This window comes from Ancylobacter sp. TW_SC_1, from assembly GCF_056836805.1.
Genome location: NZ_CM166365.1, coordinates 47,527 through 59,488, shown reverse-complemented (window position 1 = coordinate 59,488; position 11,962 = coordinate 47,527). Strand labels below are relative to the sequence as shown.

Annotated in this window: 12 protein-coding genes; 10 read left to right on the top strand and 2 right to left on the bottom strand. The window is 69.6% G+C overall.

The genetic code is table 11. From position 1 onward, the window contains the following. The first annotated feature begins 17 nt into the window (after positions 1-17). The 3 genes from AC1PZ7_RS00300 (at position 18) to AC1PZ7_RS00290 (ending at position 1,835) form a co-directional block, all read left to right on the top strand. A complete protein-coding gene (locus AC1PZ7_RS00300) occupies positions 18-449 on the top strand; it encodes a MerR family transcriptional regulator (RefSeq protein ID WP_482357526.1) in 432 nt (143 codons plus the stop codon). A 221-nt stretch (positions 450-670) separates the two neighbouring features. Beyond that, positions 671-1,285 (top strand): DsbA family protein, encoded by a 615-nt coding sequence (locus tag AC1PZ7_RS00295; protein ID WP_482357525.1) that lies wholly within the window; start codon positions 671-673, stop codon positions 1,283-1,285. A 31-nt stretch (positions 1,286-1,316) separates the two neighbouring features. Further along, the gene (locus tag AC1PZ7_RS00290) at positions 1,317-1,835 is read left to right on the top strand and encodes a hypothetical protein (RefSeq protein WP_482357524.1); all 519 of its coding nucleotides are present in this window, start codon (positions 1,317-1,319) and stop codon (positions 1,833-1,835) included. 4 nt (positions 1,836-1,839) lie between these two features. On the opposite strand, the gene AC1PZ7_RS00285 is transcribed toward AC1PZ7_RS00290, so the two are convergent. After that, complete coding sequence (locus AC1PZ7_RS00285) at positions 1,840-2,832, bottom strand: alpha/beta hydrolase (protein WP_482357523.1); 993 nt, start codon at positions 2,830-2,832, stop codon at positions 1,840-1,842. Between the two features lie 121 nt (positions 2,833-2,953). Here AC1PZ7_RS00285 and AC1PZ7_RS00280 point away from each other — a divergent pair, with 121 nt between their 5' ends. Continuing rightward, positions 2,954-3,418: a secondary thiamine-phosphate synthase enzyme YjbQ gene (locus AC1PZ7_RS00280; protein WP_482357522.1), complete on the top strand. Its 465-nt coding sequence runs from the start codon at positions 2,954-2,956 to the stop codon at positions 3,416-3,418. Positions 3,419-3,557: 139 nt separating this feature from the next. After that, positions 3,558-4,226 carry a response regulator transcription factor gene (locus tag AC1PZ7_RS00275; protein WP_482357521.1) on the top strand — a complete coding sequence of 223 codons (669 nt, stop codon included), beginning with the start codon at positions 3,558-3,560 and terminating at the stop codon, positions 4,224-4,226. Between the two features lie 13 nt (positions 4,227-4,239). Here AC1PZ7_RS00275 and AC1PZ7_RS00270 read toward each other — a convergent pair whose 3' ends face one another. After that, complete coding sequence (locus AC1PZ7_RS00270; RefSeq protein WP_482357520.1) at positions 4,240-7,779, bottom strand: PAS domain-containing hybrid sensor histidine kinase/response regulator; 3,540 nt, start codon at positions 7,777-7,779, stop codon at positions 4,240-4,242. 174 nt (positions 7,780-7,953) lie between these two features. On the opposite strand from AC1PZ7_RS00270, the gene mscL reads away from it, so the two are divergent. From mscL to rfbA, 5 genes are all read left to right on the top strand, one after another. Then, entirely contained in the window at positions 7,954-8,373 is a 420-nt protein-coding gene (gene mscL / locus AC1PZ7_RS00265) for a large conductance mechanosensitive channel protein MscL (protein WP_482359532.1), read from the top strand. Between the two features lie 96 nt (positions 8,374-8,469). Beyond that, positions 8,470-9,054: a dTDP-4-dehydrorhamnose 3,5-epimerase gene (rfbC, locus tag AC1PZ7_RS00260; RefSeq protein ID WP_482357519.1), complete on the top strand. Its 585-nt coding sequence runs from the start codon at positions 8,470-8,472 to the stop codon at positions 9,052-9,054. 3 nt (positions 9,055-9,057) lie between these two features. After that, a complete protein-coding gene (rfbB, locus tag AC1PZ7_RS00255; protein WP_482357518.1) occupies positions 9,058-10,122 on the top strand; it encodes a dTDP-glucose 4,6-dehydratase in 1,065 nt (354 codons plus the stop codon). Beyond that, positions 10,119-11,012, top strand: coding sequence for a dTDP-4-dehydrorhamnose reductase (gene rfbD / locus AC1PZ7_RS00250; RefSeq protein WP_482357517.1), 894 nt, complete (start codon positions 10,119-10,121; stop codon positions 11,010-11,012). Before rfbB ends, rfbD begins: the two co-directional genes overlap by 4 nt. Before the next feature lie 23 nt (positions 11,013-11,035). Further along, positions 11,036-11,908 (top strand): glucose-1-phosphate thymidylyltransferase RfbA, encoded by an 873-nt coding sequence (gene rfbA, locus AC1PZ7_RS00245; RefSeq protein WP_482357516.1) that lies wholly within the window; start codon positions 11,036-11,038, stop codon positions 11,906-11,908. The last annotated feature ends 54 nt before the right edge of the window (positions 11,909-11,962 follow it).

Sequence of the window (11,962 nt, the reverse complement as noted above, 5' to 3'; positions counted from 1 at the left end):
ATTCGGAGTTGCCGACTATGGATTTCACCTCCTACGAGGCCGAACGCACCGCCGACACGTCAAACGCCCCCTCGGGCGAGAGCGGATTTTTTACCATTGGCGATCTTGCCCGCGAATTCGGCGTGACGCTGCGCGCGCTGCGTTTCTATGAGGACAAGGGCCTGCTGGCTCCGCGCCGCGAGGGCCTGACCCGCCTCTACAGCGCGGCCGAGCGCGCCCGCCTCGCCATCATCCTCAAGGGCAAGAAGCTCGGCTTCACCCTCGCCGAGATCAAGGCGATGGTGGCCCTGCGCGAAGGCGGCGTGGTGCCGGCCGGCGGCCTCGCCCTCACCCGTGAGAAATGCGCCGAGCAACTCGCGCTGCTGGAGCAGCAGAAGATCGAGATCGAGGAAGCCATCGGCGAGCTCCGCCAGATGGTCGCCGCCTTCTCCGCGCGCACGGCGGCCTGACCAGCCGCCGGTGGATGCCGGACGGTACGGCATCCCGGACGATCCGGCGCAGACGATCCGGCATTGCCGGAACTTCATTCTCCTCCTCGACACGCTGTCGGCGGCGCCCCTTGCGGGCGCCGTCGGCATTTTCGGCGTCGGTCATTCCCTCGACGCGGTCGGTGATCTAGCGTGCGCGTCGCGGCCTCGCCGCCCGTCAGATTCGCCAGTCGAGTGCCCCCATGTCCCGTTCGATCGATTACTATTTCTCCGTCGTCAGCCCCTGGGCCTTCATCGGTCATGTTCCTTTCCTCGACGTGGCGCGGCGTCACGGCGCGCGGATCAATTTCCGCCCGGTGCTGCTGGGCGAGCTGTTCGCCGAGACCGGCGGCCTGCCGCTGGCCAAGCGCCACCCGGCCCGCCAGCGCTACCGCCTGGTCGAGATGAAGCGCTGGCGCGAGGCACGCGGGCTCGATTTTCATCTGAACCCGGCCCACTGGCCGATCGACGCCCGGGCGGCGGACCGGCTGATCATCGCCGCGCAGATCGCCGGCCATGACGTCGCGCCGCTGATCGCCCGCCTGATGTCCGGCGTGTGGCAGCGCGAGGAGAACCTTGCGGATCCGGCGACGCTGGCGGCGATCCTGGCCGAGCTCGGCCTGCCGGCCGAACTCCTCGAGGCCTCGGCTGGCGACCGGACGGCGACGATCTACCAGGCCAATCACGACGACGCCGTCGAGGGCGACGTGTTCGGCTCGCCCGCCTATGTGCTCGACGGCGAGGTGTTCTGGGGGCAGGATCGGATCGAACTGCTCGACCGGGCGTTGTCGAGCGGGCGCGCGCCGTTCACGCCGTGAGGCGGGCGCGCCGCACGAAGGAGGGCCGGACATGCGGCTGACCGTGACCGGCGCCGGAGCGGCGCTGGCGCTCGCCTTCACGCTCGCCCTGCCGGGCGCCTCTCCCGCCGCGGCGCAGGCGGCCGAGGGGCCGCGCTTCACCACGCAGCCGGTCGAGGGCGGGCTGATGAAGCTCGACACCCGCAGCGGCGCCATGTCGTTCTGCTCGGCCAGGTCCGGCGCCTGGGTCTGCGAGGCCGTGCCGGAGGACCGCGCGGCGCTGGAGGCGGAGATCGGCCGGCTGCAGGCGCGCATCGCGGTGCTGGAGCGCGGCCGTCCCGGCGCCGGGGTGCCCGACATCATGGCGCCGCCCGAACCCGCGCCGCCCGGCACGCCGCCGGCGGCGCAGGCGCCTGACGGCGCGACGCCGCCCGCCGACGAGCCGGGATTGACCAAGGAGGCGGACAAGCGGCTCGACCAGGCGATGGACATGGCCGAGCATGTGTTCCGCCGCTTCTTCGAGATGGTCGACCGGCTGCGCCGCGACACGCCGCCGGACGGGACCCTCTAGCCGCTCAGCAGGCGCGGATGAAGGCGTGGCTGCGCGCCAACGCCTGGTCGGTCAGGCTGCCGGGAAAGCCGATGAAGACATGGCAGCCGCCGGGATAGACGGCGAGCTGCGCGCCATTGCCGGCGGCCAGCCAGCGCGGCGCCATGAACAGCGTGTCGTCCAGCAATGCGTCGCGCGTGCCGATGGTGAACAGCGCCGGCGGCAGGCCCTTGAGGTCGGCGTGCAGCGGCGAGACGTCCGGCGTCGCCAGGTCGCCGCCCTCGCGCAGATAGTGGCCGACGAAGACGTTGATGTCGCGCGTGTTGAGCACCAGCGGCTCGTCGCCCCATTGCCGCGCGCTGGGCGTGAGGCCGAGATCGTAGCAGCCGGCGGTGAGGTTGGCGGCACGGAACGGGCTCAGCCCGTGCTTGTCGCGCAGCCGCAGCAGGGTGGCGACCGAGAGGGTGCCGCCGGCCGATTCGCCGCCTATGGCGAAGCGGTCGGTGCCGAAGCGCGCCGGCCCCTCGCGCAGCAGCCACAGCGCCGCCGCCTCGCAATCGTCCGGGGCGGCGGGATAGGGCCGCTCCGGCGCGAGCCGGTAGTCGACCGAGACCACGGCGAAGGAGGTCGCCTCGACGAAGCGGTGGTTGAGCCCGTCATTCTCGCGCGCCGAGCCGAGGCACCAGCCGCCGCCGTGAATGTGCAGATAGACGCCGCGCGCCGGCTCGGGCGGGGTGAGGATGCGCAGCGGCACCGGTCCGTGCGGCCCGTCGATCTCGATCACCTGCGCATAGGGGCTCTCCGGCGCCAGCGGGAACGGGCCCTTGCCTTCCAGGCGCAGCTTGCGCAGCACCGCCATGGGAAACACCCAGCGGTCCGGGATCGCGCCGAGCGCCTTGACGATGCCGGCATTCACCGCCCGCGTGTCGGGGGCGATGGAGGCGGGGTCGAACAGGGCGGGATCGACGACGAGCGGTTCGGCGGCGGGCATGGACGTTTCGGGAAGCGCGACGGTCATGAGGAAGGGACGCTCCGGAAATGGCGTGGGGGAAGCACCTGTCATCAGGGGTTGTTCCGTTCTATCCAAACCCAGCCGGCTTCGTTCGTCCAGCGCCGGCCGGGAAATAGGAGGCATGCCGATGGCGCGGATCCGGCAAGGCGAGGTGCGCGAAAGCGCGGTGACGCGGCGTTTTTCGACCCGGCTCTCGATCGACACCGAGGGCCGCGGATTCGTCGAGATCACCCGCGCGGTGGCGGCCTTCCTCGACAGCGTCGGGGCGGGCGAGGGCGAGGTGTCGGTGTTCTGCCGGCACACCTCGGCCTCGCTCACCATCCAGGAGAATGCCGATCCGGACGTGCGGGTCGACCTGCTCACGGCGCTGCAGCGGCTGGCCCCCGAAGGCGCCGGCTGGGTGCACGACCTCGAGGGGCCGGACGACATGCCCGCCCACATCAAGGCGGTCCTTACCGGAATCAGCCTCGCCGTGCCGGTGAGCGACGGGCGCATGGCGCTCGGCACCTGGCAGGGAATCTATCTGGTCGAGCACCGGGCGCGGCCGCATCGTCGCGAATTGGTTGTAGCGTTTGTCGGCGCGGCCCACTAAAGGTCGTTGCGAGACTTGTGATGGGCTCGCCGCCGGCCTGGCCGGAAACGCCGCTTGCGGCAGCGGTTCCATCGCACCATGATCGCGGCGCGGGCCTGTGGAGAGCGCATGCCCGCGTGGGTGGAGAGGGCCGCTGCGCGTGGACACGACGACGAGTTTCCGGCTGGTGATCGCGGACGATCACCCGCTGTTCCGGGGCGCGCTGCGCGAAGCGGTGTCCCGTCAGTTTCCCGCCGCGGAGCTGTTCGAGGCCGGCGGTTTCGAGGAGCTTCAGGCGTTTCTGGAGCGCCAGAGCGATCTCGACCTCATCCTGCTCGATCTCACCATGCCCGGGGTACGGGGCTTTTCCGGGCTGATGTACTTACGCGCGCAATATCCCGGCATTCCGGTGGTGGTGGTCTCGGCCAATGAGGAGGCCGGCGTCATCCGCAACTGTATGGAATTCGGCGCTTCCGGCTTCATCCCGAAGACCAGCGCGGTCGAGACCATGCGCGAGGCGATCGCCGCCGTGCTGGAGGGCCGCACCTGGATCCCGCCCGATGTCGACCTCTCCGGCGGCTCCGACAAGGAGACGCAGGCCCTCGTCGCCCGCCTCGCCACGCTGACGCCGCAGCAGGTGCGGGTGCTGATGATGCTGTCGGAAGGGCTTCTCAACAAGCAGATCGCCTATGAGCTCGGCGTCTCCGAGGCGACGGTGAAGGCGCATGTCTCGGCCATCCTGCAGAAGCTCGGGGTCGAGAGCCGCACCCAGGCGGTGATCGCCGCCTCGAAGATCGAGGGCGGCACCTGGGCGCAGTCGGTGGGCTGAGCGCGCAGGCCTCTCACTCCGCCGCCGCGCGGCTGGCGCGGCACTGGGCCAGCAGGGCCCGCAGCGCGGCCGGGCGCACCGGCTTGTTCAGCACTTCCATGTCGGTGGCGCGGGCGCCGTCGCGCACCCGCTTCGAGCGGTCGGCGGTGATCAGCACGGCCGGCAGCGACTGGCCGAGCTTCCAGCGCAGCTGCTTGGCCGCGTCGATGCCGTCGCCCTTGTCGAGATGGTAGTCGACCAGCAGCACATGGGGCGGGGTCCGCCGCTCGCGCAGCATGGCGAGCGCCTCGTCGACGCCGGGCGCCTTGAGCACCTCGCAGCCCCAGCCGCTGAGCAGCGTCTCCATGCCGTCGAGGATGGCCGGGTCGTTGTCGATGCACAGCACGCTCAGGCCCTGCAGCGTCGCCAACGGCACCGAGGCGCGCGGCGAGGGCTGCTCGCGCGCGGGCATGGGCGGGGCCGCAGCCATCTCGATCGTGAACACGCTGCCCTTGCCGGGAATGGACGACAGAAGGATGGAATGGTCGAGCACGCGGGCGATGCGCTCGACGATGGACAGGCCCAGTCCCAGCCCCCGCGCGGCCTTGGCACCTTCGTCGAGCCGCTGGAACTCCTTGAAGATGAGCTTCTGCTTGCTGGTCGGCACGCCGACGCCGGTGTCGAGCACCTGGACGCGCAGCTTGCCGCGCCGGTGCCGCACGCCGATCAGCACGCGGCCCTTCGGGGTGTATTTGATGGCGTTGGAGACGAGGTTCTGCAGCAGGCGGCGCAGCAGCCGGCGGTCCGAGCGCACTGCCGCCGCGCTCGGCACGAAGATGAGGCGCAGGCCCTTCTCCTTCGCCATGGGGGCGAATTCGAGTTCGAGCTGGCGGAAGATCTCGTCCAGCCGGAACGGCGCGAGGTCGGGCTTGAACGCCCCGGCGTCGAGCCGGGAAATGTCGAGCAGCGCGCCAAGGATCTCCTCCACCGCCTCCAGCGAGGCGTCGACATTGTGGGCGAGCCGCGCCTCCTCCCGGCCGTCGGCGCGCTCGACGAGGCTGGTGGCATAGAGACGGGCGGCGTTGAGCGGCTGCAGGATGTCGTGGCTGGCGGCGGCGAGGAAGCGGGTCTTGGAGATGTTGGCCTCGTCGGCCTCGGATTTCGCCAGGGCGAGCTGGGCGTTGAGGTTTTCCAGTGCCTTGGTGCGCTCGCGCACGCGCCGTTCCAGCGTCTCGTTGGCGCGCTCCAGCGCCTCGGCGGCCTCCACCGTCGGGGTGATGTCGGTGAATGTCACCACGACGCCGCCGTCCGGCATGGTGTTGACGCGCACCTCCATGACCACGCCGCGCGGGGCGAGGCGTTCCTGGAACACCACGTTGCGGCGGGCGTAGCGGCTCAGCCGGTCGCGCACGGTTTCCTCGACCGGGCCCGGGCCGAATTGGCCGCTGGTGGCGTTGAAGCGAATGATCTGGTCGATGCCGACGCCGATGCGCAGGATTTCCGGCGGCAGGTCCAGCATCTCGCCGAACTGCCGGTTCCAGGTGACGAGCCTGAGGTCGCGGTCGAACACCGCGATGCCCTGGCGCACATGGTCGAGCGCGGTCTGCAGGATCTCGCGATTGTACTGGATGGCGGCGGAGGCGTCGTCGAGCAGCTTGAGCGCCGCCTTGGTCGAGACGGTGCGCTTCCTCAGCATCAGCGACAGCACCAGGCGCGAGGAGGCGGCGCCGATGGCGGAAGCTAACAGGTGCTCGGCATAGCGGATCAGCTGGAAATCGGCCTCGCGGCCCGGCTCCAGCGAGACGCCGCGCATCGCCGAGACGCTCTCGAAGGAGGCGCGGGTGCGATCCTCGCCGAGATAGCGCGAGACGGTGGCGAGCAGTTCGCCCACCGTGACCGGCGAGCGCCACAGCCGGAAGCTCGGCGCCGAGGGCGCGTGCTCGCTCTGCACGAAGACGCTGGCCTGCAGGCGCTCGATCGGCGTCGGCCGGCGCATCAGCGAGACGGCGAAGAAGGCCAGCACATTGACCGTGAGGCTCCACAGCACGCCGTGCACCAGCGGGCTCGCCTGCACGCCGAGCAGCGCCTGCGGGCGCAGCGCGGCGAGGCCGAAGGGGCCCTGTTCGATCAGGGCGGGGGTGAACAGCCCGGCATCGACGAGGTTGGGCAGCAGCAGCGTATAGGCCCACAGGGCGATGCCGGCGGCGATGCCGGCCAGCGCGCCGGCCGCCGTGCCGCGCCGCCAGACGAGGCCGACCAGCAGCGCCGGGCCGAACTGGGCGACGGCGGCGAAGGACAACAGGCCGATCTGCGCCAGCTGCGCCTCGCCGGTGACGCGGTAGTAGAGATAGGCCGCCAGCAGGATGGCGAAGATGGCGATGCGGCGCACCGTGAGCAGGCGGTGGCCCATGTCGACATGGTCGGGCGGCGCGCCGGTGCGGCTGGCCTCCTCGCTCTCGCGCATCCGCCGCCCGCGCACCATCAGGGGCATGAAGATGTCGTTCGACACCATGACCGCCAGCGCCACCGTCTCGACGATCACCATGGCGGTGGCGGCCGACAGCCCGCCGACGAAGGCGACGAGCGCCATGACGTGCGCGCCGACCGACAGCGGCAGGGTGACGACATACATGTCGCCGTCGATGAAGCCGGGCGGGAAGGCGACCAGGCCGGCGACGGCGATGGGGATGACGAAGAGGTTGATCAGCACGAGATAGAGCGGGAACAGCCACCGCGCGGTGCGGATCTCGTTCTCCGAGGTGTTCTCGACCACGGCGACATGGAACTGGCGCGGCAGCAGCAGGATGGCCATCGCCGAGAGCAGCGTCATGGCGCCCCAGCTTCCCAGCGAGAACCCCTCGGTCAGCACCGGCAGGACGCCCTTTGCGGCGGCCTTCTCGAACAGGTCGAACGGCCCCGAGAACATGCCGAAGACGACGAACAGGCCGACCGCGAGGAAGCTGACCAGCTTGACGATGGATTCCGTCGCCACCGCCAGCATCATGCCTTCCTGATGCTCGGTGGCGTCGATGTGGCGGGTGCCGAACAGCACGGCGAACACCGCCATCGCCACGGCGATGGTGAGGGCGAGGTCGCCGACCACCGGATAGGGCAGGCCGAGGCCCTCGAAGTCGCCCAGCATGGCCAGCAGCGCGGCCGACACCGCCTTGAGCTGCAGCGCGATGTAGGGCAGCGAGCCCACGATCGCCACGACCGCCACAAGTGCCGCCACCCCCTGGCTCTTGCCATAGCGGGCGGCGACGAAATCGGCGATCGAGGTGATGTTCTGCGCCTTGGCGATCCGCACGATCCGCAGCAGGAACGGCGTGCCGAGCGCGAAGATCAGGATCGGCCCGATATAGATGGTGAGGAAGTTGACGCCCTGCGTGGTGGCGAGGCCGACCGAGCCGAAGAAGGTCCAGGAAGTGCAGTAGACCGCCAGCGACAGCGAATAGATATAGGGCCGCCCCTGGCGTTTCCCGCGTGGCGCGCGCCGGTCGCCGAAGCTCGCCACGGCGAAGAGGAAGCCGATATAGACGAGTGCGACGAAGATGATGGTCCATGCCTGAAGCATGAGCTCTCCGGGCAGCCTAGGGAGTGGCCCTTTATGCGCCGCGCCGGCGCGGATCGGCAAGCGCCGCTACGGCGGGGTAGCGGTGCCGGCGGCGGGGGCCAGGGTTGCCGATCCGCGCCCGGCGTATCACAGTGACCGGACGGGCATAGGTGAGCAGGGGTTGCCATGAGCAAGGTGTTGAAGGAATTCCGCGAATTCGCGGTGAAGGGCAATGTGGTCGATCTCGCCATCGGCGTCATTATCGGCGCGGCCTTCGGCCGAATCGTCGAATCGATCGTCTCCGACCTGTTCATGCCGATGGTCGGCGCTGTCCTCGGCGGGCTCGACTTCTCGAACTATTTCGTCGGCCTGTCGGCGAACGTCACGGCCAATAGCCTCGCCGCCGCGCGCGAGCAGGGCGCGGTGCTCGCCTATGGCAACTTCCTCACCATCGTCATCAATTTCATCATCATCGCCTGGATCCTGTTCCTGGTCGTCAAGGGCATCAACCGGCTGCGCCGCAACGCGGCCAACGAGCCGGCGCCACCCGCCGCGCCGACCAAGGAAGAGGTGCTGCTGACCGAGATCCGCGACATACTGGCGAAAAAGGCCTGACGATGCCCATCTCGGCACATCGGCGGCCGAGAGGGGGCTGGGACTGGTGCGCAGGAACGGCTAGAAGCGCGCAGTTCCAGCCGGGCGCATAGCGACATGACCTCCTTCACCCGCCTCGCCATTCCCGACGTCATCCTTGTCCAGCCGGTGCGGCGCGGTGACGAGCGGGGCTATTTCTGCGAGACCTACAAGAAGCCGGAATTCGACGCCTTCGGCCTCGACATCGTCTTCGTGCAGGACAACGAGTCGCTCTCGCGCGAGACCGGCGTGGTGCGCGGGCTGCACTTCCAGACCCCACCGCAGGCGCAGGCCAAGCTGGTGCGCGCGGTGCGCGGGTCGATCTTCGACGTGGCGGTCGATATCCGCCGGGGTTCGCCGACCTTCGGCACATGGGTGGCGGCGACGCTGACCGCCGCCAAGGGCGAGCAGCTTCTGGTGCCGCACGGTTTCGCGCATGGCTTCTGCACGCTGGAGCCGGACACCATCGTCGCCTACAAGGTCGACGCGCCCTATTCGCCGCCGCATGACGCCGGCATACGCTGGGACGACCCCGATCTCGCCATCGACTGGCCGGTCGAGGCCGGCAAGGCGGTCCTGTCCGAGAAGGACCGACGGACGCCGCTTCTGCGCGACTATGCGACGCCCTTCGTCCATGGCGGCGCCGAGACAGGGGAGGCGTGAGGCATGACCAGCATCGCCCAGCGGGTTCTCGTCACCGGCGGCGCCGGCTTCATCGGCTCGGCGGTGGTGCGCCGGCTGGTGCGGCAGGGCCGGCAGGTGCTGACCTATGACAAGCTCACCTATGCCGGGAACCTCGCCTCGCTCGGCGAGGTGCACAACCTGCCCGGCCACAGCTTCCTGCAGGCCGACATCTGCGACGGCGGCGCCTTTCGCACCGCGCTGGCGGAGTTTCGCCCCGACCTGGTGATGCATCTGGCGGCCGAGTCGCATGTCGACCGCTCGATCGACGGCCCCGGCGACTTCATCCGCACCAACATCCTCGGCACCTACACCCTGCTGGAGGAGGCGCTCGCCTACTGGCGCTCGCTCGATGGCGCGGCGCGCGCGCGCTTCCGCTTCCACCACATCTCCACCGACGAGGTCTATGGCACGCTCGGCGCGGAGGGTCTGTTCCGCGAGGACACGCCCTATCAGCCGAACTCGCCCTATTCGGCCTCCAAGGCCTCGTCCGACCATCTGGTTCGGGCGTGGTTCCACACCTATGGCCTGCCGGTGGTGATGTCGAACTGCTCGAACAATTACGGGCCGTACCATTTCCCCGAGAAGCTGATCCCGCTCACCATCCTCAACGCGCTGGAGGGCGCACCGCTGCCGGTCTACGGCAGGGGCGAGAATGTGCGCGACTGGCTCTATGTCGACGACCACGCGAGCGCGCTGGAGCTGATCGCCACGCGCGGGCGGCCGGGCGAGAGCTACAATGTCGGCGGCAACAATGAGCGGCGGAACATCGACGTGGTGCGTACCATCTGCGCCATCATGGACAAGGTGGTGCCCGATGCGCGCATCGGACCGCGCGAGAAGCTGATCGCCTTCGTCACCGACCGCCCCGGCCACGACGCACGCTACGCCATCGACGCCACCAAGCTTCAGCGTGAACTTGGTTGGGTGCCGGCGGAGAGCTTCGAGAGCGGCATCGAGAAGACGGTGCGCTGGTATCTCGACAACCCCTCCTGGTGGGGGCCGCTGAAGGCGCGCTACGACCGCCAGCGCATCGGGCTCGTCCCATGACGCGGCTGCTGCTGCTGGGCGCCGGCGGGCAGGTCGGCCGCGAGATCGCCGCCTGCGCGCCCGGCCGCGTCGATGCCTTCGCGGCGCTCGACCATGCCGGGCTCGACATTACCGATGCCGGGGCGCTCGAGCGGGCGCTCGCGACCTACCGGCCGGACGTGGTGATCAACGCGGCCGCCTATACCGCCGTCGACCGGGCGGAAAGCGAGCCGGAGCGGGCGCAGCTCATCAACGCGACGGCCCCGGGGCTGATCGCGCAGGCCTGCGCGGCGCATGACGCGGCGCTGATCCACCTCTCGACCGACTACGTCTTCGACGGCAGCAAGAGCGGCGCCTATGTGGAGAGCGACCCGGTCGCCCCGCTTGGCGTCTATGGCGCCTCCAAGGAGGCGGGCGAGCGGGCGGTGCGCGAGGGGCTGGCGCAGCATCTCATCGTGCGCACCTCGTGGGTCTATGGCGTGCATGGCGCGAACTTTCTCAAGACCATTCTGCGGCTCGCCGCCGAGCGCGACCGGCTGACCATCGTCGCCGACCAGGTCGGCTGCCCCACCGCCACCGCGGACATCGCCGAGGGGCTGCTGACCGCCGCGGCGGCACTGCAGGCCGGGGCGATGGAGCCCGGCACGTATCACCTCGCCGGCACCGGGGTGACGACCTGGTTCGATTTCGCCCGCGCCATCGTGGCCCGCGCCGCCACCCATACCGGCCGGCACCCCGACGTCGTACCGATCACCACCGCCGACTACCCCACGCCGGCGCGCCGCCCCGCCAATTCGCAGCTATCGAGCGACCGCTTCGCGCAGGCGACCGGCTTTCGCGCCGCGCCGTGGCCGCAGCGGGTCGACGAGGTCGTGGACCAGCTTCTCGCCTCGGCGGCGACCCAGACTTGAACGGACACGGACCGAGAACCGACATGAAGGGCATCATCCTCGCCGGCGGCTCCGGCACCCGGCTGCACCCGATCACGCTCGTCGTGTCGAAGCAGCTCCTGCCGGTCTACGACAAGCCGATGATCTACTATCCGCTCTCCACGCTGATGATGGCGGGGATCCGGGACATTCTGGTCATCACCACCCCGCATGACGGCGCGCTGTTCGAGAAGCTGCTCGGCGACGGCTCGCAGTTCGGCCTCTCGCTGAGCTACGCCGTGCAGGACAGCCCGCGCGGGCTGGCGGACGCCTTCATCGTCGGGCGTGACTTCATCGGCGACGAGCGCGTGGCGCTGGTGCTGGGCGACAACCTGTTCTTCGGCCATGGCCTGCCCGAACTGCTGGCCAAGGCCTCGGCGCGCGAGAAGGGCGCCGCCGTGTTCGGCTATCCGGTCAAGGATCCGGAACGCTACGGCGTGGTCGAGATGGGGCCGGGCGGCAAGGTGCTTTCCATCGAGGAGAAGCCGGCGGTGCCGAAATCCAACCTCGCCGTCACCGGGCTGTATTTCTACGACAACCGCGTGGTGGACATCGCCGCCAATCTGAAGCCCTCGGCACGCGGCGAGATCGAGATCACCGACGTCAACCGCGCCTATATGGAGTGGGGCGAGCTCGACGTGCTGATGATGGGGCGCGGCTTCGCCTGGCTCGACACCGGCACGCCGGATTCGCTGCTGGAAGCGGGCCAGTTCGTGCAGATCCTTGAAAGCCGCCAGGGATTGCGCATCGCCTCGCCGGAGGAGATCGCCTTCCGCTCCGGCTTCATCGACGCCGCGCAGCTGCGCACGCTCGCGGAGGCGCAGAGGAAGTCGCACTATGGCGGCTATCTGCTGCGTCTGGCCGAAGAGGGCAACTGAGCCGCAGCCGGCCCGGATCCATCGCTTCCGCTCATTTCCGGGTCACGTCTTTTG

What these genes read in the sequence shown, in the direction of transcription:
- AC1PZ7_RS00300 (WP_482357526.1), top strand. Translation starts at nt 18, where the DNA reads ATGGATTTCACCTCCTACGAGGCCGAACGCACCGCCGACACGTCAAAC.
- AC1PZ7_RS00295 (WP_482357525.1), top strand. Translation starts at nt 671, where the DNA reads ATGTCCCGTTCGATCGATTACTATTTCTCCGTCGTCAGCCCCTGGGCC.
- AC1PZ7_RS00290 (WP_482357524.1), top strand. Translation starts at nt 1,317, where the DNA reads ATGCGGCTGACCGTGACCGGCGCCGGAGCGGCGCTGGCGCTCGCCTTC.
- AC1PZ7_RS00285 (WP_482357523.1), bottom strand. Translation starts at nt 2,832, where the DNA reads ATGACCGTCGCGCTTCCCGAAACGTCCATGCCCGCCGCCGAACCGCTC.
- AC1PZ7_RS00280 (WP_482357522.1), top strand. Translation starts at nt 2,954, where the DNA reads ATGGCGCGGATCCGGCAAGGCGAGGTGCGCGAAAGCGCGGTGACGCGG.
- AC1PZ7_RS00270 (WP_482357520.1), bottom strand. Translation starts at nt 7,779, where the DNA reads ATGCTTCAGGCATGGACCATCATCTTCGTCGCACTCGTCTATATCGGC.
- rfbC (WP_482357519.1), top strand. Translation starts at nt 8,470, where the DNA reads ATGACCTCCTTCACCCGCCTCGCCATTCCCGACGTCATCCTTGTCCAG.
- rfbB (WP_482357518.1), top strand. Translation starts at nt 9,058, where the DNA reads ATGACCAGCATCGCCCAGCGGGTTCTCGTCACCGGCGGCGCCGGCTTC.
- rfbD (WP_482357517.1), top strand. Translation starts at nt 10,119, where the DNA reads ATGACGCGGCTGCTGCTGCTGGGCGCCGGCGGGCAGGTCGGCCGCGAG.
- rfbA (WP_482357516.1), top strand. Translation starts at nt 11,036, where the DNA reads ATGAAGGGCATCATCCTCGCCGGCGGCTCCGGCACCCGGCTGCACCCG.